Origin of the sequence: Amycolatopsis rifamycinica, assembly GCF_000695625.1 — a bacterium.
Taxonomy (GTDB): Bacteria; Actinomycetota; Actinomycetes; order Mycobacteriales; family Pseudonocardiaceae; genus Amycolatopsis; species Amycolatopsis rifamycinica.
In genome coordinates this window covers 153,025-174,386 of sequence record NZ_JMQI01000021.1, presented here as the reverse complement: position 1 = coordinate 174,386, position 21,362 = coordinate 153,025, and the positions used below count along the sequence as shown (strand labels likewise).

14 protein-coding genes are annotated in these 21,362 nt (G+C 72.1%); 1 reads left to right on the top strand and 13 read right to left on the bottom strand.

The features are described from left to right. Positions 1–7 precede the first annotated feature (7 nt). The 11 genes from DV20_RS10400 to DV20_RS10350 all read right to left on the bottom strand — a co-directional run bounded on the left by DV20_RS10400 (position 8) and on the right by DV20_RS10350 (position 15,179). The gene (locus DV20_RS10400; protein WP_043778808.1) at positions 8–685 is read right to left on the bottom strand and encodes an L-ribulose-5-phosphate 4-epimerase; all 678 of its coding nucleotides are present in this window, start codon (positions 683–685) and stop codon (positions 8–10) included. Beyond that, positions 685–2,313, bottom strand: a complete 1,629-nt coding sequence (gene araB, locus DV20_RS10395; RefSeq protein ID WP_043778805.1) for a ribulokinase — start codon at positions 2,311–2,313, stop codon at positions 685–687. The genes DV20_RS10400 and araB overlap by 1 nt, the downstream gene beginning before the upstream one ends. Before the next feature lie 71 nt (positions 2,314–2,384). Beyond that, complete coding sequence (locus tag DV20_RS10390; protein WP_084093404.1) at positions 2,385–6,209, bottom strand: LamG-like jellyroll fold domain-containing protein; 3,825 nt, start codon at positions 6,207–6,209, stop codon at positions 2,385–2,387. A 17-nt stretch (positions 6,210–6,226) separates the two neighbouring features. Continuing rightward, entirely contained in the window at positions 6,227–7,210 is a 984-nt protein-coding gene (gene yjfF / locus DV20_RS10385; RefSeq protein WP_043778801.1) for a galactofuranose ABC transporter, permease protein YjfF, read from the bottom strand. Further along, positions 7,207–8,244 carry an ABC transporter permease gene (locus DV20_RS10380; protein WP_200876391.1) on the bottom strand — a complete coding sequence of 346 codons (1,038 nt, stop codon included), beginning with the start codon at positions 8,242–8,244 and terminating at the stop codon, positions 7,207–7,209. The genes yjfF and DV20_RS10380 overlap by 4 nt, the downstream gene beginning before the upstream one ends. A 14-nt stretch (positions 8,245–8,258) precedes the next feature. Then, the gene (locus tag DV20_RS10375; protein WP_043778799.1) at positions 8,259–9,761 is read right to left on the bottom strand and encodes a sugar ABC transporter ATP-binding protein; all 1,503 of its coding nucleotides are present in this window, start codon (positions 9,759–9,761) and stop codon (positions 8,259–8,261) included. 104 nt (positions 9,762–9,865) lie between these two features. Continuing rightward, entirely contained in the window at positions 9,866–10,849 is a 984-nt protein-coding gene (locus tag DV20_RS10370; protein ID WP_043778797.1) for an ABC transporter substrate-binding protein, read from the bottom strand. 130 nt (positions 10,850–10,979) lie between these two features. Then, complete coding sequence (locus tag DV20_RS10365) at positions 10,980–12,023, bottom strand: LacI family DNA-binding transcriptional regulator (protein ID WP_043778795.1); 1,044 nt, start codon at positions 12,021–12,023, stop codon at positions 10,980–10,982. A gap of 327 nt (positions 12,024–12,350) precedes the next feature. Beyond that, the gene (locus DV20_RS10360) at positions 12,351–13,304 is read right to left on the bottom strand and encodes an endonuclease/exonuclease/phosphatase family protein (protein ID WP_043778793.1); all 954 of its coding nucleotides are present in this window, start codon (positions 13,302–13,304) and stop codon (positions 12,351–12,353) included. Next, positions 13,301–14,224: a D-alanyl-D-alanine carboxypeptidase family protein gene (locus DV20_RS10355; RefSeq protein ID WP_043778790.1), complete on the bottom strand. Its 924-nt coding sequence runs from the start codon at positions 14,222–14,224 to the stop codon at positions 13,301–13,303. The genes DV20_RS10360 and DV20_RS10355 overlap by 4 nt, the downstream gene beginning before the upstream one ends. A gap of 160 nt (positions 14,225–14,384) precedes the next feature. Then, on the bottom strand, positions 14,385–15,179 hold the full coding sequence (locus DV20_RS10350) for an SDR family NAD(P)-dependent oxidoreductase (RefSeq protein ID WP_043778789.1): 795 nt from the start codon (positions 15,177–15,179) through the stop codon (positions 14,385–14,387). Positions 15,180–15,400: 221 nt separating this feature from the next. On the opposite strand from DV20_RS10350, the gene DV20_RS10345 reads away from it, so the two are divergent. Beyond that, entirely contained in the window at positions 15,401–16,018 is a 618-nt protein-coding gene (locus tag DV20_RS10345; protein WP_167344371.1) for a LysE family transporter, read from the top strand. Between the two features lie 25 nt (positions 16,019–16,043). Here DV20_RS10345 and DV20_RS10340 read toward each other — a convergent pair whose 3' ends face one another. Together DV20_RS10340 and DV20_RS10335 are read right to left on the bottom strand one after the other, a co-directional pair. Further along, positions 16,044–20,135, bottom strand: a complete 4,092-nt coding sequence (locus tag DV20_RS10340) for a beta-galactosidase (protein WP_043778783.1) — start codon at positions 20,133–20,135, stop codon at positions 16,044–16,046. 158 nt (positions 20,136–20,293) lie between these two features. Continuing rightward, on the bottom strand, positions 20,294–21,337 hold the full coding sequence (locus DV20_RS10335; RefSeq protein WP_043778937.1) for a LacI family DNA-binding transcriptional regulator: 1,044 nt from the start codon (positions 21,335–21,337) through the stop codon (positions 20,294–20,296). Between the last annotated feature and the right edge of the window lie 25 nt (positions 21,338–21,362).

The following is a 21,362-nucleotide window of genomic DNA, read 5'->3' as shown; positions in this document are numbered from 1 at the left end:
GGGAAGGTCAGTGCTGGCCGTAGACGTTCTGGTACCGGGCGTAGAGCCGGTCGACGTCCTCGGGCGGGAGGGGTTCGGGGGTGCCGAGCTCGAAGGCCTTGTGGACGGTGCGGGCCACGTCCTCGACCATCACCGCGGCCTTGACCGCGTCGCGCGCGGTGCGGCCGACGGTGAACGGGCCGTGGTTGCGCATCAGGACCGCGGGCGAGCGGCTCGAGCGAAGCGTTTCGACGATGCCGCGGCCGATGGAGTCGTCGCCGATCAGGGCGAACGGCCCGACCGGGATCTCCCCGCCGAACTCGTCGGCGATCATCGTCAGCACGCACGGGATCGGTTCGCCGCGCGCCGCCCACGCCGTGGCGTAGGTCGAGTGGGTGTGCACGACCCCGCCGATCTCCGGCATGTGCCGGTAGACGTAGGCGTGCGCGGCGGTGTCGGACGACGGCGCGAGGTCGCCTTCGACGAGCTCGCCGTGCAGGTCGGTGACGACCATGGTGTCCGCCGACAGGTTGTCGTAGGACACCCCCGAGGGCTTGATGACCAGCAGGTCGCGGCCCGGGACCCGGGCCGAGACGTTGCCCGCGGTCCAGATGACCAGCTGGTTGCGGGTCAGCTCGCCGTGCAGCTTCGCCACGGTCTCCCGCAGCTCGGCGACGGTGTCGAGGACTTCACCGGTCAGCGACATCAGGACTGTCCTTTCGCGACGGCGCGCTTGCGGGCGGCCAGCCGGTGCATGACATCGTTGCCGCCACGGCCGAAGTAGTCGTGCAGCTGCGTGTACTCGGCGTACAGCTCGTCGTAGGCGACGACGTGCGCGGGCACCGGCCGGTACACCGCGCGCTCGACCGAGCCCATCGCCGCGGCGGCCGCGCGGACGTCCGGGTAGGCCCCGGCGGCGACGGCCGCGTGGATGGCCGAGCCGAGCGCGGGCCCCTGCGCCGAGCCGATCACCGACAGCGGGAGGTTGGTGACGTCGGCGTAGATCTGCATCAGCAGCGCGTTCTTCACCAGCCCGCCCGCGATGATCAGCTCGGTGACGCCGACACCGGCCGCGTCGAACGTCTCGATGATCTTGCGGGTGCCGAAGGCGGTGGCCTCCAGCAGGGCGCGGTAGACGTCCTCGGCGCGGGTGGCGAGGGTCTGGCCGACGATCACGCCGGACAGCTCGTGGTCGACCAGCACCGACCGGTTGCCGCTGTGCCAGTCCAGCGCGACCAGGCCGTGCTCGCCGATCTCCTGCTGGGCGGCCAGCCGGGTGAGCTCCTCGTGCCCCGCCCCGGCGAAGTGCTCGACGAACCACCCGAAGATGTCGCCGACGCCGCTCTGGCCGGCCTCGTACCCCCACAGCCCGGGCACGATGCCGCCTTCCACGACGCCGCACATGCCGGGCACCTCGCGCAGCTCGGCGCCGTTCATCACGTGACAGGTCGAGGTGCCCATGATGGCCACCATCTGCCCGGGCTCGACGGCCTGGGCGGCGGGGGCGGTGACGTGTGCGTCGACGTTGCCGACGGCGACCGCGATGCCCTCGGGCAGCCCGGTCCAGGCCGCGGCTTCCGCGGTCAGCGAACCCGCGCGGGAGCCCAGCTGGCCCAGCGGGTGCTCCAGCTTGTCGGCCACGAAGGACTCGAAGCCGGGGGCGAGCTCCCGGAGGAAGTCGCGGCTCGGGTACTGGCCGTCCTGCAGGATGCCCTTGTAGCCGGCCGTGCAGGCGTTGCGGACGTAGGACCCGGTCAGCTGCCAGACGATCCAGTCCGCCGCCTCCACCCAGTGCCGCATCGCGGCGTAGACGTCCGGGGCCTCTTCGAAGACCTCGAGGGCCTTGGCGAACTCCCACTCCGACGAGATCAGCCCGCCGTAGCGCGGGAGCCACTTCTCGCCGCGGGTGCGGGCCAGCTCGTTGATCCGCACGGCCTGCGGCTGCGCCGCGTGGTGCTTCCAGAGCTTCACGTACGCGTGCGGGTTGCCTTCGAACTCGGGCAGTTCGCACAGCGGCGTCCCGTCCGCGGTCGTCGGCACCATCGTGCACGCGGTGAAGTCGGTGGCGATCCCGACGACGTCCGCCGCGTCGACGCCGGCGTCCCGCAGCGCCGCCGGTACGGCGTTGCGGAGCACTCCTACGTAGTCCGCCGGGACCTGCAGCGCCCATTCCGGCGGCAGCGCGCGGCCCGTGGCGGGCAGCGTCTCGTCGAGCACCCCGTGCGGGTACTCGAAGACGCCGGAACCGAGTTCGGCCCCGTCGGCCACGCGCACGACCACCGCGCGGCCGGACAGGGTGCCGAAGTCGACGCCGACGGTGAGTGGTTCTCCCACGGTGTCTTCCCTCCTGGTTGGTGACCGGGACGCGGCGCGGGCGGCGGTGAACGCGCCGCGTCCCGGGGTCTTTAGCGGCCGGTGAGGACCAGGACCGTCACCGAGTTGGCCGGCAACGTCAGCTTCGACGTCGCGGCCAGGCCGGTGATCTCCCTGGTCTGCGGCACGATGGCAGTCGGCGCGGCGAGGCTGTTGCGCCCCGCCGGGTCGCCGGTGAGCGTGGTGAGCGTGCCGGTGCCGTCCACGGCGGTGACGCCGGTGAGCGCCAGCCGCGCGGTCTGCACCTGCGGAGTCGGGTTGACGAGTTTGACCGTGAAGGTCTTCCTTCCGCTCTTCGTGGTCACGTTGACCACCTGCCGCAGGGGGCTGCCCTGGTTGAGGCGGCTGGTCACGATCTGCTTGCCCAGGGTGCTGGAGAACATCTGCTGCACCCAGTACGACGGCGAGGCGTAGCTCGTCCCGGCGTCGAAACCGATCAGGTTGACCGGCCAGTTGGACTGGTTCTCCTGCACCAGCACCGGCGCGTACATCGAGCCGATGACGACGTCGCTGTTGCGTTCGAGCCCGGTGAGGAACGCCGCCTCGCCGATGGCGGCGGCCAGGGTACCGGTGGGCCGGCCGTCCTGGGCGCCGTACTCGCCGACGAGGATGTCCGGGCCGGACCGATCCGCGGTGTCGTAGCGGGTCGAGTTGTCGGTGAACCACTGCGGCGACTGGTAGTAGTGGTCGTCCGCGGCGTCCGGGCGCACCCCGGTCGACGTGCTCGACGCGGCCCCGCCCTGCAGGCCGCCGGTGGTGGCGATGACGGTCAGCTGCGGGTACTTCGCCTTGATGGCGTCGAACATGTCGGTGAAGCGCCAGGCGTAGCTGCCCGAGCCGTCGAACCAGTCCTCGTTGCCGACCTCGACGTAGTGCAGGTCGAACGGCGCCGGGTGCCCGTCGGCGATCCGCTTGGCGCCCCACGTCGTGGTGGAGTCGCCGATGGCGTACTCGATCTCGTCGAGGGCTTCCTGGACGTAGGCCGGGTAGTCGGCCTGGTCGACGTGCTGGCCGTTGAGGGTGTAGCCGGCGAACAGGGCCAGCAGCGGCTGCGCGCCGATGTCCTCGGCGAGCTTCAGGTAGTCGAGGATGCCGAAGCCGTCGGTGGACCAGTAGCCCCACGCGGTGTTCTGGTGGCCCGGCCGCTGTTCCGGCGCGCCGATGGTCTTCTTCCACTCGAACCGCGTGTCGAGGGTGTTGCCCTCGAGGTAGTTGCCGCCCGGGACGCGGAACAGGCCGAGCTTCATCGCCGCGAGCTTCTGCCCGAGGTCGGCGCGGACGCCGTTGGGCCGGTTCTTGAAGGTCGGCGGGAACAGCGAGACCTGCTGGAACCAGGCGTCCCCGCTGAGAACCGTCCGGCCCTTGTTGACCAGCGAGACGACGATCCGGTTGTCGGTGGACGAGGTGATCGTCGACGGCGTGGTGAAGCTGAACGTCTGCTGCGCCCAGTTCGCCCCGACCGGCTGGAGGTCCTTGCTCGCCAGCACCGTGCCGTCCGGCTTTTCCAGGCTGACCCGGACCCCACCGGTCCAGGTGCCCTTGGCGAAGAAGCTGCCGGTGTACTTGGTGGACGGCTTCGCGGCGACGCCGTAGAAGCCGACGTTCGCGGCGGCCACCCGGCCCGCGGCCGGGACCGCGTCGGCGTGCAGCTTCAGCGAGCGGTCGAGCGCGGTGTTGAGCGGAACCGCCGTGTCGACCGCGTAGGTGCCGGTGGCGCCCGCCGAGGTGAGCAGCGACCAGTACGGGACCGGCGTGGCACCCGCGCCGCTGCCGGGCTGGTAGCCCTCCTTGAACGTGCGGTTGCGGACCAGTTCGGCGTAGAGCCCGCCCTCGACCGAGTGGCTGATGTCCTCGAGGATCGAGCCGTACGTCGTCGGCCGGGTGTTGGCCCGGACCACGTTGGCGTCGACGGCGAGCTGGTTGGCCCCGGCGAGGGCGCCGACCTGGGCCGCGGTGAGCGGGAAGCGGCGCAGCTCGACCTCGTCGATCGCGCCGGTGAAGCCGGAGCCGACGGTGAACGGCGCCGCCGCGGTGCCCGAAGCCGGGCAGGCGGCGACGTCGAGGGTCGTGCCGGTCGGCGTGCCGCAGGTGCTGGTGACCGCGGAGGCGTCGCCGTCGGCGTAAACGGTGAGCCGCTGCGAAGCGCGGTCGAGGACGAGGGCGGCGTGGTGCCAGTTGCCGTCGGCGAGCCCGCCGCCGTTGGTGGTCACCTGGATCGCGCCGACGCGGGCGGTCAGCTTGCCGCCGGTCACGCCGAGCGCGTAGCCGTCACCGTGGCCGGCCAGCGTGCCGGACGCGGTGGTGCGGAACCAGGCGGCCAGGGACAGCGAGCCGGTCCCGGTGTCGAACGCGGGCGAGCCGCCCATGTCCACTGTGGACTTGCCGTCGAACTGGACGGCCTTGCCTGCCGCCCCGGCGGTCCAGGTGGCACCGGTCAGCGTGCCGTCGGCCGCGTTGGCCGAGGCGTCCCGGGCCACCGGGCCGGCGCCTTCGTCGAAGTGCCACGAACCGCTCGCGGCCAGGGCCGCGACGGCGGATCCGGTCAGCGGCACCGGGTACGCGCGGACGTCGTCGATGCCGCCGTCGAACCAGTCGGCGGACGCGCCCGCCCACTTGCCGCGGCCGATCTCCAGGTGCCCGCCCGCGGTCCACGGCGAGGTGAACGGGACGCTCTGCTGCAGGGTGCCGTTGACGTACAGGGAAAGCGTCCCGGCCGCCCGGTTGTAGACGCCGGCCACGTGCTGCCACTGGTCGGCCTGCGCGGGCAGCGTCGACACCGCCGAGGAGGACGGGGTGTCGCCGTCGCCCGCGCGGCGGGTGAAGGCGAAGCGGCCGTCGGCGGCGCGCTGGAGGTAGAAGCCGCTGATCGCCGAGCCGTCGACGCTCACGGCCGTCCGGAAGCCGCCGGCCGCGGTGGGCTTGACCCAGGCCGACACCGAGAAGCTCTGCGCGGTGTCCACGACCGGCGCGGGGGCGTCGACCGCGCCGTCGGTGCCGTTGAACACGCCGCCGTGCGGGCCGACGACACCGTCACCCCAGGCCGCGCCGCCCGTGAGAGTCGCCGTGCGGGCGTCGAGGGAGTCGTCCGCGGTCGTGGTGCCGGTGCCCTCGTCGAGGCCCCAGTGCCCGGCGATGGCCAGGCGGGCGGCGTCGGCCGCGGTCAGGGCGCCCGAGTAGGCGCGGACGTCGTCGATCGAGCCGTCGACGAAGTCCACCGGGTTGCCGCCGTACTTGCCGCGGCCAATCACCAGGTGCCCGGTGCCCGCCCACGCCGTGGGGGCGGCGACGGTGACCTGGCGGGTTCCGTCGACGTACAGCGACAGCGTCGACGCGGCCGAGTCGTACACGCCGGTCAGCTGGTACCACTGGCCCACGACCGGGTCGAAGTTCGCCGAGGCGACGACGCCGTCGGCCGGGGCGTCCCCGGCCAGGCGGGTGAAGGCGAACCGGCGGGAGTCGTCCCGGAACTGCAGGAAGAAGTTGCTCACCTGGGTGCCGTCGACGCTGACGAACGTCTGGAACCCCGACGTCCTGTCCAGCTTCACCCAGCTGCTCACGGAGAAGCTCTTGGTCGTGTCGAGCACCGGCGCGCCGGCGTCGGCGAACCCGTTCACGCCGTCGGTCGTCAGTGCACCGCCGCGGATGCCCGGGCCCCAACCCGCGCCGCCGGTCAGGGTCGCGGGGTGGCTGCCCGCCGTGTCGGCGGCGGTCGTCCCGCTGCCGTCGTCGAACGTCCAGTGCCCCGCCAGGGCCGCGTCGGTGTCGGCCACGGCGGCCGGCGCCGCCGCGATGGGGACGGCGGCGCACAGCGCCAAAGCGGCGAGCACGGCCATGGGCCGCCGCAGTCTGCGGAGCATGACTCTCCCTCGAGGTTTCAGCGGGTCCGTCGGGTGACGAGGCGCTGCAGGACGATGAAGACGAACAGGAGGGCGCCGGTGATGATCGAGGTCCACCAGGAGTTGAGGGTGCCGTCGAAGGTGATCAGCGTCTGGATGATGCCCAGCACCATGATCCCGAGGACGGTACCGAGGACGTAACCGGAACCGCCGGTGAGGATGGTGCCGCCGATGACGACCGCGGCGATCGCCGTCAGCTCCAGGCCGACGCCGTTGAGCGGGTCGCCCGAGGACTTGTAGAGGACCAGCAGCAGCCCGCCCAGGGCCGAGCACACGCCGCTGATCGTGTACACCGCGATCTTGGTGCGGCCGGTCTTGAGGCCCATCAGCATCGCGGACTGCGCGTTGCCGCCGATCGAGTACACCGTGCGCCCGAACCGGGTGAAGGCCAGGACGTAGGCCGCGGCGGCCACGACCACCAGGGCGGCCACCACGCTGATCGAGACGTGCAGCTCGCCCCCGAGCGGGATCTGCGTCTGGGCCAGTGTCGCGATCGTCGCGTTGTCGATCGAGTACGCCTCGGTGGTGATCGTGTAGCAGAGGCCGCGGGCGAAGAACATCCCGATCAGCGTCGCGATGAACGGCTGGATCTCGAAGAAGTGGATCAGTGCGCCCATCCCGGCGCCCAGCAGGGCACCGACCACGAGCACCACGGCGACGGCCGCGTACGCCGGCCAGCCGTGCTTCTGCAGCAGGTCGCCCGAGATCACCGTGGACAGCGCCACCACCGACCCGACCGACAGGTCGATGCCGCCGGTGAGGATCACGAACGTCATGCCGACGGCGACCACGAGCAGGAAGGCGTTGTTGATGAACAGGTCGAGGATGACCTGGCCCGAGCCGAACGCCTCGTAGCTCGACGCGCCGAAGATGTACGCGCCGATGAGCAGCGCCATCGTCGCGAGGATCGGCAGGTGCCGCTGCTGCGGCCGGTAGCCCTTGACGCGGGCGAGCGTGGTCATGCCGTGACCTCCACCTTCTCCGGAGCGGGCGTGGCGGCCGGCTGCCCGGCCTGCGGGCTCCGGCGGCGCCGGAGCTTGCGGCGGAAGGCCGGCGACTGCAGGAGGCACACCGCCAGCACGACCACGGCCTTGAACAGCATGATCGCCTCGGGCGGGATGCCGAGGGCGTAGACGGTGGTGGTGAGCGTCTGGATGAGCAGCGCGCCGATCACCGAGCCGCCGAGGGAGAACCGGCCGCCGGTCAGCTGGGTGCCGCCGACGACGACGGCGAGGATCGCGTCCAGTTCGATGAACAGGCCGGCGTGGTTGCCGTCGGCGCTGTGCACGTTGGCGCTGATCATCAGCCCGGCGATGCCCGCGCACAGGGCGCAGAAGACGTAGACGAGCCAGGTCAGCCGCGCCGAGCGGAGACCGGCCAGGCGGCTGGCTTCGGGGTTGCCGCCGACGGCCTCGACCAGCAGGCCGAGCGCGGACCGGCGGACGAGCACCGACGCCAGCACGAACACGGCCAGCGCGATGAGGATGGCGCTGGGCAGGGTGAACAGGAACCCGCTGCCGATCCACTCGAAGGAGTGGGAGTTGACGGTGATGACCTGCCCGTCGGTGATCAGCTGCGCGATGCCGCGGCCGGCGACCATGAGGATCAGGGTGGCGATGATCGGCTGGATGCCCAGTGCGGCGACGAGCCAGCCGTTCCACACCCCGAGCACCAGCGACAGTCCCAGCGCCAGGCCGAACGCGATCAGCGTGGTGCCGGCACCGTCGGGGTTGTCGCTCACCCACAGGCACGCGAGCGCGCCGCTGATCGCCACGACCGAGCCGACCGAGAGGTCGATGCCGCGGGTGGCGATCACCAGCGTCATGCCGATCGCGATGAGGATCAGCGGGGCGCCGTTCTTGAGGATGTCGACGAGGTTGCCGTAGAGGTGCCCGTCGCGCAGCTCGATCTTGAAGAACGACGGGCTCGCGATCAGGTCGCCCACCAGCAGCACCAGCAGGGCCACCACGGGCCAGAAGAGCCGCTGTTTCGTCATGCTCGTCAGCGCTGTCACGCCTGCACCCCCTCGGCCATGGTGGCCATGATGTCGTCCGCGGTGAGCGCCTGGTTGTCCCGGACCGCCACCACCTTCCGGTCGCGCAGCACCACGATCCGGTGGCTCAGCCGCAGGACCTCTTCCAGTTCGGCGGAGATGTACACGACGGCCATCCCCTCGCCCGAGAGCTGGGTGACCAGTTTCTGGATCTCCGTCTTGGCGCCGATGTCGATGCCGCGCGTGGGCTCGTCGAGGATCAGCAGCCGCGGCTCGGTGATGAGCCAGCGGGCCAGCAGGACCTTCTGCTGGTTGCCGCCGGAGAGGTTGCCCACCAGCGCTTCGGGGTTGGCGGGCCGGATGTCGAGCGCCTTGATGTACTTCTCGGCGATCTCGTCCTGGCGGCGGCGCGACAGCGGGCGCGCCCAGCCGCGGGAGGCCTGCAGCGCGAGCACGATGTTCTCGCGCACGGTGAGCTCTTCGACGAGCCCTTCGGCCTTGCGGTTCTCCGACAGGAACGCGATCTTGCGGTCGAGCCCGGCCCGCGGGGTGCGCAGCGAGGCGGCGGTGCCGTCGACCGTCACCGATCCGCTGTCGGAGTGGTCGGCGCCGAAGAGCAGGCGGGCCAGCTCGGTGCGCCCGGAGCCGAGCAGGCCGGCCAGGCCGACGACCTCGCCGGCGTGGATGTCGAGGCTGAACGGCTCGATGCCGCCCTTGCGGCCGAGGTCTTCGGCGGCCAGCAGCACCGGCGCGCCGGCGACCTCGGCCCGGGTCGGGCCGGAGTCACCCAGGTCCTCGAGGACCTCGAGCTCCTTGCCGATCATCTTGGTGACCAGGTCGACCGGCGTGATGTCCGCGGTGCGGTATTCGCCGATCAGCCTTCCGTTGCGCAGCACGGTCATCCGGTCGGCGATGGCGAAGACCTGGTCGATGAAGTGGGAGACGAACAGGATCGCCATGCCGCTTTCGCGCAGAGTCCGGACGACCTTCAGCAGCTGCTCGACCTCGCCGGTGTCCAAACTGGACGTCGGCTCGTCGAGGACGAGCACCCGCGCGTCGACGTCGAGCGCGCGGGCGATCGCGACGAGCTGCTGCACGGCGATGGAGCAGGTGGAGAGTTCGGCCGAGACGTCCACGTGGACGTCGAGGCGGGCCAGGAGTTCCTCGGCCCGCCGCCGCATCGGGCCCCATTGGATGCGGCCGAAGCGGCGGGGTTCCCGGCCGAGGCAGACGTTTTCCGCCACCGACAGGTTCGGGCAGAGGTTGACCTCCTGGTAGACCGTGCTGATGCCGGCCTGCTGGGCCTCGCCGGGCCCGCTGAAGGCGACGTCGTCGCCGCTCAGCTCGATCGTGCCCGCGTCCACCCCGTACACCCCGGTGAGCACCTTGATGAGGGTGGACTTGCCGGCGCCGTTCTCGCCCATCAGGGCGTGGACCTCGCCGGGGAACATCCGGAAGTCGACCCCGTCCAGGGCGAGGACGCCGGGGAACTCCTTGCGGATACCGCTCATCCGCACCATGGGCTGCGGTTCAGGCATTTGCTGTGCTCCGGAGTGGACGCGGGGGTCGTGAGGGGCAGGGCGGGTTCGGGCCCGCCTCACCCCTCACGACCCGCAGGCGGTTGTCAGTACTGGCGCTGCGGGAGCGCGGCCTTGGCCGACGCCTGGTCGAACTCGGTTTCCTTGGTCTCGATGCGGGCGGGCACCTGCTCGCCGGCGGCGACCTTCTTGACCAGGTCCATCAGCTGCGGGCCGAGCAGCGGGTTGCACTCGACGATGTGGTTGATCTTGCCGTCGGCGAGCGCCTGCATCCCGTCCTTCACGGCGTCCACCGAGACGATTTTGATGTCCTTGCCCGGGACCTTGCCGGCGGCCTCGATGGCCTCGATGGCGCCGAGGGCCATGTCGTCGTTGTGGGCGTAGAGCACGTCGATCTTGGGCTGGGACTTCAGGAAGGCCTCCATGACCTCCTTGCCCTTGGCGCGGGTGAACTCACCGGTCTGCGAGGCGACGACCTTGTACTTCGGGTCCGCCGCGATGACGTCCGCGAAGCCCTTCTTGCGGTCGTTGGCCGGCGCGGAGCCGGTCGTGCCCTGCAGCTCGACGATGTTGACCTGGCCGGTGGCGCTGCCGAACTCCTTGGTCAGCCACTCCCCCGCCTTCTTGCCCTCGGCGACGAAGTCGGAGCCGAGGAAGGTCTTGTAGAGGGACTTGTCCGGGGAGTCGATCGCGCGGTCGGTCAGGATCACCGGGATGTTGGCCGTCTTGGCCTCCTTGAGCACGGTGTCCCAGCCGGACTCGACCACCGGCGAGAAGGCGATGACCTTGACCTTCTGCTGGATGTACGAGCGGATCGCGGAGATCTGGTTCTCCTGCTTCTGCTGCGCGTCGGAGAACTTGAGCTCGATCCCGGCGGTCTTCGCCGACTCCTGGATCGACTTGGTGTTCGCCGTCCGCCAGCCGCTCTCGGCGCCCACCTGGGCGAAGCCGAGCGTGACGGCCCCGCCGGACGAACCGCCGGACGAACCGCCACTCCCGCAGGCGGTGAGCAGCACGAGTCCGGCCGCCGCGGCCGCCGCGGCGGCCCATCGCTTCTTCAGCACGTTCACTCCTCGATCGACGATGATCTGTGGGAAAACTGTTGTGGGGACTATCGGGGCTGAGCCTGTTCGAAAATCGGGTCTTGCGTGTTAGCGCTAACAATCCCTCGGGAACCACGGGTTCCCGCCGGCCGCCGCGCTACCGCGGTCCGGTGCTCTCGCGCACGATCAACTCGGGGACGACCAGGGCGCGCGCGTGCCGGTCGCCTCCGTCCATCCGCCCGGCCAGCAGGCCGAACGTACGCCGTCCGACTTCGATGAAGTCCTGGCGCACCGTGGTCAGCGGCGGCGTGAAGTACGCCGCCTCGGGGACGTCGTCAAACCCCGCCACGCGCACGTCCCGCGGCACCGAGATGCCCGCTTCGGCGAACGCGCGCAGCAGGCCCAGTGCCATCTGGTCGTTGCCGGCGAAGACGGCGTCCAGATCCTTTTCCTTGGCGAGGGATCGCCCCGCCTCGTAGCCCGACCGCGAACTCCAGTCGCCGCGGATCACCTGCGGGGCCCCGACGCCGTGGCGCTCCAGGGTTTCCCGCCAGCCGAGCTCGCGGTCGCGGGCTTCCAGCCAGTCTTCCGGCCCGGCGATGTGCCACACCGTGCGGTGACCCAGCGCCAGGAGGTGTTCGGTCGCGCGGCGGGCGCCGTCGCGCTGGTCGACGGAGATGACCGGCACCGGCGCCGCCTCCCCGCCGCCGACCGCGACGACCGGGAAGTCCGCCGGCGCGGCTTCCAGCGCCCGGCCCGCGCTCACGTGCGGGGCGATCACGATGACGCCCTCGACCGCTTGACGGCGCAGGTTCTCCACCGCGTCGGCGATCGACGACCGGCCCGGCCGGCTGACACTCGAGATCGTGATCGCGTACCCGGCTTCCCGGGCGGCGTTCTCGATGCCGTACAGCGTGCTGGCCGGACCGTACAGATTGGACTCGAGCGCGACGACGCCGAGCGTGCCGGTCCGCCCGGTGACCAGCGCGCGGGCGGCGGAATTGGGCCGGTAACCCAGTTCCTCGATCGCCGCGAGCACCCGGGCCCGGGTCTCGGGGCGCACCGGCCCGGTCCCGTTGATCACCCGGGACACGGTCATGTGGGACACGCCCGCCACCCCCGCGACGTCGGTCAGGCTGGGCTGCCGCGTCCCGGCCGCGGTCGCCTTCAGGGGTCCGCCGGAGCGGGGTCGTTCGGCCACCGGCGTCCCCTTCCGTCCGCTCCGACATGGTCTGCGTCACTCGTTCCGGTGACGACGAGGAGTTAGTGTTAGCGATAACACCCACGGGGTCAACCCCGGGTCGCGTAACGGTCTAGTCACATGCCCTTTACACCCGTCCAACGACGAATTCGACGGCGCGACCTGCGCGGAGCGTCGTTCGAAATTCACCGCCCGTCAGCACGGCCCGGTGTTCAAGCCCATGTTCGCCCCTCCCCGGGCCGTGTACCACAACGGACGACACGCGTACGCAGAGGGACGACACAACGGCGGCGCCGTGTCGTCCGTCCAGGCACGCGTGTCGTCCAGTCAGAGGGCCACCGTGGCGGCGACCGGGAGGTGGTCGCTGCCGGTCGCGGGCAGCGTCCAGGCGGCCAGCGGCCGGACGCCGGCGACGAAGATCTGGTCGATCCGGGCCAGGGGCACCGCGGCGGGCCAGGTGAACCCGAACCCGTCGCCGGCTTCGTCCTGCGCGGCCCGCATCCGGGTGGTGATCGGCGCGAGCGCGCGGTCGTCGGCGGTGCCGTTGAAATCGCCGACGAGCACGGTCCGGGGCGCGGATTCCGCGGCGATCGCGGCGGCGAGCAGGCCCATCGCGGCGTCGCGGCCGTTCGCGGTGAACCCCGCGTCGAGCCGCACGCGCACCGACGGCAGGTGCGCCACGAAGACCGCCACCGGACCCTTCGGAGTGTCCACTGTGGTCTGCAGCGCGCGGGTCCACGGCATGATCGCGACCGGCCGGGTGTCGCGCAGCGGGTAGGTGCTCCAGACGCCGACGGTGCCCTGGACCGAGTGGTACGGGTAGCCCGCGGCGAGGGCGTCCGCGTACTTCGGGATCTCCGGCTTCTTCAGCTCCTCGAGCGCGATCACCTGGGCGCCCGCGGCGGCCAGGGCGCGCGCGGTGCCCGCCGGGTCCGGGTTCTCGTCGTTGACGTTGTGCGAGACGACCGTGAGGTCTCCGCCAGGCTCGCGCTTGTCGAAGAACCGTCCGCCGAAGCACGCACCCCAAACCAGCGCCGGCAGCAGGAGGGCCACCAGGGCGAGCGCCGAACGCCGGATCAGGGCCGCGGCCAGCAGCGGCACGACGAGCAGGCCGGTCCAGGGCAGGAACGTCTCCAGCAGGCTGCCGGCGTTGCCCGGCCAGTTGGGCACCAGCGGGTGCGCGAGCGGCAGCAGGGCCGCCCCCACGGCGAAGGCGGCGATGACGCGGCCGCGGCGCCACGTCCGGCGGGTGGTGGCCGGCCGCTCGGCGGTCACGGTCATCGGGTGGCCGCCGGCAGTTCGCGCTGGATGGCCGCGATGAGCTTCCCGCTGGTCTCGAGCGCGGCCCGCAGCCCGGCGGCGGGCGACCCGCCCGGGTTCTGGTGCAGGACGACGCCGAGGATCAGCGCGCCGTTCCCGGCCCGCGCGGCCCACATCAGGGCGCCCCCGGCGGCGGTCGACGAGCCGGTCTTCAGCCCGATGACGCCGTCCCGGCCGAGGAGGGTGTTCGTGTTGACGACCGAGCCGGGCACGCCGTCGATCCGCAGGCTGGGCGTGGCGACGATGGCGCGGATGACGGGGTGCTTCATCGCCTCGCGGGCCAGCCGGAGCTGGTCGGTGGCGGTGCTCGTGGTCGAGTCTTCGACACCGCTGGCGCCGGTGTAGGTGGTGCTGGTCATGCCGAGGGCCGCGGCCTCGCGGTTCATCTTCGCGACGAAGGCGTCCTGGCCGCCGGCGTCCCAGCGGGCGAGCAGGCGCGCGACGTTGTTGCCGGAGGGGACGAGCATCAGGGCGAGCAGGTCGCGTTCGCTGAACCGCCGTCCCGCGCGGACCGGCGCGCTCGACTCCTCGGCCGACGTCGACTCGGCCTCCGCCTGCTCGTCGACGGTGATCTCGGGGCCCGCCTCGCCGGGGGCGAGCGGGTGGTCCTTCAGCACCACGTGGGCGGTCATCACCTTCGTGAGGCTGGCGATCGGCACCGGCCGCTGCTCACCGCGGCTGCCGAGCGAGCCGAGGTTCTGCACCTCGGCGCTCGCCTGGCCCCCGGCGGGCCACGGCAGCGGGAGGTCGACGTCCGGGCGCGCGGCGAGCGCCCGGCCCGCGGTTTCGGGCGGGAAGACGACCCAGCCCGCCACGGCGAGCACCACGGCCACGGCGGCGGCGATCCCCGTGGCGGCGGGCGGGATGCGGGTGCGGGCCATCGATCTCCTCCGGGTGCCGGGTGCGCTCGGGCAAGCGCACACCGGTCACTCTGTCCGGAGAAGATCGCCGGTTCGTCGGGGCTGTTCGACAGGTGTGAACCGGAAATGTCCCGATCCTGTCACCGAGGAGGCGAGTGGCCGCCCACCGGCTTCCCCGGCCTCAGGGCACGATCGCGTCGACGTACCCGCCGTCCACCCGCACCGCCGCGCCGGTGGTCGCCGAGGCGAACGGGGAGCTCAGGTACACCACCAGGTGGGCGATCTCCGCCGGCTCGATCAGCCGCTGCAGCAGGGACTGCGGGCGGTGCCGCTTCATGAACTCCCGCTGGGCTTCCTCCCACGGCAGGTCCTTGTCGACGAGCTCGTAGACGAAGTCCTCGACGCCGCCCGTGTGCGTGGGGCCGGCGATCACCGCGTTGACCGTGACGCCGGTGCCTGCCGCGTGCTTGGCGAAGCCGCGGGACACGCCGAGCAGCGCCGTCTTCGAGACTCCGTAGTGGATCATCTCGGCCGGGATGACGATCGCGGAATCGCTGGCGATGTACTGGATCCGGCCCCAGCCGCGGTCGGTCATACCCGGCAGGTAGGCGCGGGTGAGCCGGACCGCCGCCAGGACGTTGACCTCGAAGTAGTGCCGCCAGTCCGCGTCGGTGATGTCCAGGGGCTCCTGGGCGCCGAAGATGCCGAGGTTGTTGACCAGGATGTCGGCGTCCGGCACTTCCTCGACCACCTGGGCCGCGCCGGCCTCCTCGGAGACGTCGCCCGGGGCCGGCAGGAAGTTCGCGTCCGGCACCTCCTCGCGCAGCCGCGCGATGGCCTTGTGGACGCCGGTCTCGCTCCGGCCGTTGATCGCCACCCGCGCCCCCGCCGCCGCGAGACCCGCCGCGATCGCCGCGCCGATGCCCTGGGTGGAGCCGGTGACCAGTGCCGTCTTCCCGCTCAGGTCGACCCGCATCGTGAAAGCCCTCTCTCGCTCGCGTGTCTCCCTCCGGGGCGATTCAAGCACAGCTCGCCGGTGCTCACCGGCTGGGAAATCCGGTTGCCGCCGCCGCGCCGGGACGGCCACGATCGGCGCATGACCACGCCCCGCACCCCGCTGCCGCCGACCGTCGCCGCGACCACCGCGCCGGTCCGGCAGCAGCCGTGCCGTCCGCGGAGGCCACTCGTGCCCGCGCCGTGAGCGCCGCGCTGCTCGGCGGCCTGGTCGCCGGCTACGGCATCGCGATCCCGGTCGGCGCCGTCGGGACCTACCTGGTGGCTCTGACCGCCCGGACCTCGCTCCGGACCGGTCTCGCCGCGGCCATGGGCGTCGCGACGGCGGACGGCGTGTACGCGCTGGTCGCCGTGCTCGGCGGCGCCGCGATCGCGGGGATCATCGCCCCGGTCGCCGGGCCGCTGCGGTGGATCTCGGCGGCCGTCCTGGTCGTGCTCGCGGCCCACGGAGCCGTGCGCGCGGTGCGCTCCCACCGGACGCCGGCCGCGCGGCCGGTGCGGCCGCTCGCCGCCGGGCGGGCCTACGTCAGCCTGCTCGGCATCACGCTCGTCAACCCGGCCACCGTCGTCTACTTCACCGCGCTGGTGGTCGGCGACCACGCCCGCACCGCCGTGCCGGCGCTCGACCAGGCGGTGTTCGTGCTGGCCGCGTTCGCCGCCTCGGCCAGCTGGCAAGCCGCGCTCGCCGGGGGCGGCGCCCTGCTCGGGCGGGTCCTCACCGGACGGCGGGGCCGGCTGGCCACGGCGCTCGTGTCGAGCGCGGTGATCACCGCGCTCGCCGTCCGGCTGATCCTTCCCTGAAGTCGCCGCCGGACGGCGTCCCGGCCTACGCACCGCAGGTCAGCGTCGGCACCGCCCAGTCCGCGTGGTCCTGCCCGTTGCCGTCGCCGCCGTCGGACACCAGCAGGTCGAGCACCTGGGCCCCGGTGACGTCGACGTCGACCGGCACCGCGGCCTGCCCGCCGCGGACCACCGGGGTCGTCACCCGCGTGACACCGTCGACCGAGACGCTGAAGCCGACGCTGCCGCCGGTGCCGGTTTCGCCGTCCACGCCCACCGAAGCGGTCAGGCGCGTGCAGGCGCCCGCCAGGTAGAGCTGGACGTCGCTCGCCGCGTGAACGCCGAGCCCCTGGGCGTAGGCCACCCCGCCGATGGTCATCGGCTTGCCGTCGCCCGCGCTCGCTTCGCCGTTGCTGGTGTCGCGTTCGACCGGGCCCCAGCCGTTCGTGGCGGTGAGGAACGGCAGGGAGCCGACCGCCACCTGGCCCGCCGGGGGCGCCGGCGGCACCGCGCCGACGATCCGTTCCCCGGTCACCGAGCCCGCGCGGCCCGCCTGCCGGTAGGCCACTGACACCTTCAGCGCGGCGGTGTCCACAGTGGAGGGCGGCGTCACGGTCCAGGAGAACGTCGCCGACGTGCCGCCGTCGATCCGCGCGACCGAAGGCGGCGACGCGGCGCCGGCCGTCCAGCCGGCCGGGGCCGACAGCGCCGGCCGGACGTCGAACGCCGGCGGCGCGCCCGCGGGGACCCGCACGGTCGCCGAGGCGGTGAACGGCTGCCCGCCTGAGGCGGTGTCCGGCGCGGTCAGCGACACCCCGGCCGTCGGCGCCGTCGGCATCGCGTACCGCACCGGGTCGTAGCCGGGCGAGGCGTTCTGCCGGACCGTCAGCGGCGAGCGGTAGCTGCCGTAGTTCGTCCACGCGATCGTGCCGAGGCCGCCGGTGCTCCCGTCGAGGTTCCACACCGCGACGGCGATGGTGTTGCGGCCGTGGGGGTTGAGGATGCCGTTCGGGATCGGGAAGCTGTGCTGCGGTCCGAGGTAGTTGACGTACTGGCCGAGCTGCCAGCCGTTGACGAAGATCAGCGCGCGGTACTGCCGCGCCGGGTCGTCGGTGATGGTCAGGCCGAGCGAGGTGTCCTGGCCGCGCGGCAGATCCAGCTCCGCCGTCGTCCGGTACCACGAGACGCCGGGGGCCGGGTCCTTCGCCGGCAGCGACACCGGGGCCCAGCGGCCGTCCGGGAACCCGGGCAGCGACCAGCCGGCGCGCTCGCCGTAGAGGCCACCGGTGTTGAGCGGGCCGCGGACCTGGTCCAGACCGGTCTCGCCGCCGCGGACGCCCTGCAGGCGCCAGGTCACCGACGTCAGCGGCGTGCCGGTGAGCCGCGCCGCGGTGAGCCCGCGGGCGGCCTTGTTCCCGTTGCCGGCACCGTAGTCCTCTTCGTGGCCCATGTTCACGGTCAGCACGGAGATCTCGTTGTCGCCCTGGTGCAGCGCGCCGGCCGGGAACGGGAAGGTGTGCTGCGGGCTGGTCGAGCTGCCGAGGAAGACGCCGTTGAGCCACGCCGAGAACGCGCCGGCCGGGCCGCCGCTCTGGCTCGACAGGGTGATCCCGGTCTGCTTCCCGTCTCCGGTGAAGTGGCCGCGGTACCAGGTGTTGCCGGTGTGGAAGCCGTAGTCGTCGGCGAAGAGGACGGGTTTCGCGCCGAGCGCCGTCGAGCTGTTGGTGGTTTCCTTGTCCGCCACCGGCCAGGCCGAGTCGTCGAAGCCCGGCCGGCTCTCCGGCGACTCCTGCTGGCGCTTCCAGCCGGTGAGCGCGGGCAGCGTCACCGGCTTCGCGGCCGGCGCGGCCCCGGTGAGGCTGCCGCTGGACGTCGGCTTCACCGGCACCGGGAAACCGTTCCACAGCACCGCTTTCGCCGTGCTGAAGACCTCGAACGCGCCGTCGGCGCCGGTGTCGCCGGTCAGCGCCAGCGTCCCGTCCTGCTCGGCCGCGGTCCGCACCAGGTGGGTGCCGCGGACCAGCACCGGGCCGGCCGCGGTGTCCTGGCGCCAGAACGTCGCCGCCGTCGCCTTGTCCGCGAGCAGCAGGAGCAGCGGCCGCGCGCCGGGCGCGGTGACGAGCACGCGGGCCGGCCCGTCGTGGGTGTAGTTCAGCCGCAGGTCGCCGCGGGCGGCGTCCCACGTGCTCGTCGCGGCGCCACCGAGGACCTGCACCGACGGCTGCTTCGCGAACCGCAGGACGGTCTCGCCGGGTCCGCCCTTGTCGCCGTAGAGCACCGCGACGTCCCGGCTGCCGATGGCGGCGGTCGTCATGAGCTCCGACGTCGAGTACTGCATCCGCGTGGCGCCGAGGTCGTAGCCGGCGACGAGGATCTTCGACTGCCGCCCGTTCAGCGTGATGCCGGTGCCCGGCTGCTGCGGCACGACCGGGTAGTAGTCGGTGCTGCCCGGCAGCAGGTCGACCGCGTCGACCACGACGAACGCGCCGGTGGCCTTCGCGTCCTTCTGGCCGGTGACGACGATTTTCAGGGTGTGCGGCCCCGCGGGCAGGTCGCGCACCTCGTAGCCGGTGATCTGGTTCTGCTTGCCCGCCGCGTAGAGGTCGGCCGACGTCACCTTCGCGTCGTCGAGGTAGACGTCGGCGACGCCGTGGCTCGGGTCCTTCGACGTCACCCACCGGATTCCGGTGCCGGTGAAGGGAATGCTCACGCTGTCGCCGGCGACGTTCGAGAACGACTCGGTGTGCTGGTAGTCCCCGCCGGTGTAGTCGACCTCGGGGCCGACGTGGCTCCAGGTGCCGGTGTAGCCGACCTCGGCGGCGCGGTCGTCGTAGGTGTAACCGGCGTGCGCGGCCAGGTCGAGCGCGACGCTCGTGGTGTTCGTGGTGGTGGCCGTCGAATCGCTGTGGCGCAGGGTGTGGAACTGCGTGCGCGTGTCGGGGTTGATCCGGGCGGTGTCGGTGAGCGCCGGGTCGGTCAGCGGGGCGCCGGCGAGCCCGTCGGTCTTGGTCAGCGGGGCGACGGACTGGGTGAAGTAGCCGATCAGCTTGTCTTCGGCGTACTTCGGGTCGAACTGGCGGCCTTCGGTGATCGCCGCGCCGTAGTCGTAGGAGGTGTAGTTCTGCGGGATCGCGCTCCAGCCCCAGGAGGTGCCGCCGTGGAGCATGTAGAAGCTCTGGCCGGTGGCGCCGACGGCGATGTTCTGCTTGTAGAAGACGTTCGCGAACTGGTCGTTGATCAGCTGGGCGCACTTCTCGTAGCCGGGGCCGCCCCACGGGTCGAAGGCGCCGCCCTGGAACTCGGCGGTGATCAGCGGCTTGCCGGGGACGTGGTCGTAGCTGATGTCCGGCACGCCGTTCCAGCGGGTGGGATTCGAGCAGTCGAAGCCCTGCGGGTAGGAGTCGGCGGCGTCGACGTCCAGCGCGGCGGCGCCGGCGTTGAAGGTGCCGTTGTTGTTGCCGACCAGCGGGACGGTGATGCCGTCGGCGCGGGCCTTGTCCTCCAGGTGCCGCATGTAGGCGCGGCCGTCGGCGTTGCCGTTGTAGTACTCGTTTTCGACCTGGTAGGCCAGCACGCTGCCGGTGCCGTCGGTGAGCTGGTGGCGGGCGATGATCCGGTCGATCCGCGTCTGCCATTCGTCGGAGTAGGCCAGGTACACCGGGTCGGCGCTGCGGGTGTGGCCGGGCGTGGTGGACAGCCAGGTCGGGAACCCGCCGCCGTCGACTTCGGCGTTGATGTACGGCCCGGGCCGCGCGATCACGTAGAGCCCGGCCTGCTGCGCCATGTCGAGCAGCTTGTCGAGGTCCCGGATGCCGGTGAAGTCGTAGACGCCCTGCTTCGGCGAGTGGTAACCCCAGTCGAAGTACAGCGAGGTGGTGTTGAAGCCGGCCGCCTTCATCTTCTGGAAGATGTCGAGCCAGAGGTCGGGGCTCGGCAGCCGGTAGGAGTGGAATTCGCCCGACCACAGGTAGGTCCGCTTCCCGTCGACCAGGAAGGAATAGCCGTCGTAGGTGACGCTGTGGCCGGGCGGCGGCGCGGGAGCGGCGGCGGCGGCCTGCGGGACGGCGACCCCGGCGAAGGCGAGCAGGGCGGACAGCAGGACGGTGAACAGCGTCCGGCAACGGCGGCGGGAGCGCATGCGGGGCCTCCTGAAGCGGCGGGGACCACAATCGAACACGAACCCTTGCCGACCGCACAGAAGTGGTCAAGATACAACACCAAGATGGATCAGTGCCGAAGTCGTGAATGAGTCATCGGGGACTTCACCCGCCCCGGACGACTCATCCACGGCACGGATCAGCGTGCCCGGGTGCTCTCCCGCACGACGAGGTCGGCCGGCACGAGGTGCCGGATCCCCGCGTCCCCGCCCGCCATCCGCTCCTGGAGGAGCCCGAAGGTGCGGCGGCCGACCTCGATGAAGTCCTGGCGCACCGTCGTCAACGGCGGCGTGAAGAACTCCGCCTCCGGGACGTCGTCGAAGCCCGCCACGTGGACGTCCTCCGGCACGCGGATGCCCGCCTCCGTGAAGGCCCGCAGCAGGCCCAGCGCCATCTGGTCGTTCGCCGAGAACACCGCCTTGAGCCCGCGCTTGCCGACCAGCGCGCGGCCGGCTTCGTAGCCCGAGCGCGGGCTCCAGTCGCCGCGGACCACCGCGGGGACGCGCAGGCCGCGGCCTTCCAGTACCTCGCGCCAGCCGCGTTCGCGGTCGCGGGCCTCCAGCCAGTCCTCCGGCCCGGCCAGGTGCCAGACCGTCCGGTGGCCCAGGGAAAGCAGGTGCTCGGTCACCCGGCGGGCGCCGTCGTGCTGGTCGACCGAGATCACCGGCACCGGTGCCGAGTCGCCGCCGCCGACCGCCACCAGTGCGATGTCCGCGGGCGCCGCCGCCAGGGCCCGCCCGGCCGTCACGTGCGGGGCGATCACGACGATCCCCTCCACCGCCTGGCGCCGCAGGCTTTCCACCGCGTCGCCGATCGACGTCCGGCCCGGCCGCGTCACGCTGCAGATCGCGACGCCGTAGCCGGCCTCGCGGGCCGCGTTCTCGATGCCGTAGAGCGTGCTCGCCGGTCCGTAGAGATTGGACTCGAGCGCGACCACCCCGAGCGTGCCGGAGCGGCCGGTGACCAGCGCCCGCGCGGCGGTGTTCGGGCGGTACCCCAGCTTCTGCACGGCGGCGAGGACGCGCTCGCGGGTCTCCGGGCGCACCGGCCCGCTCTCGTTGACCACGCGCGAAACGGTCATGTGCGAGACACCGGCCATGCCGGCGACGTCGGCCAGGCTCGGCTGCCGCGGCCCCGGCGGAGAGGTCCTCGTCTGCTCCCCCGGCTTCGCCCGGTCCACCACCCTGGCCCCCTCCACGTCGTACCGT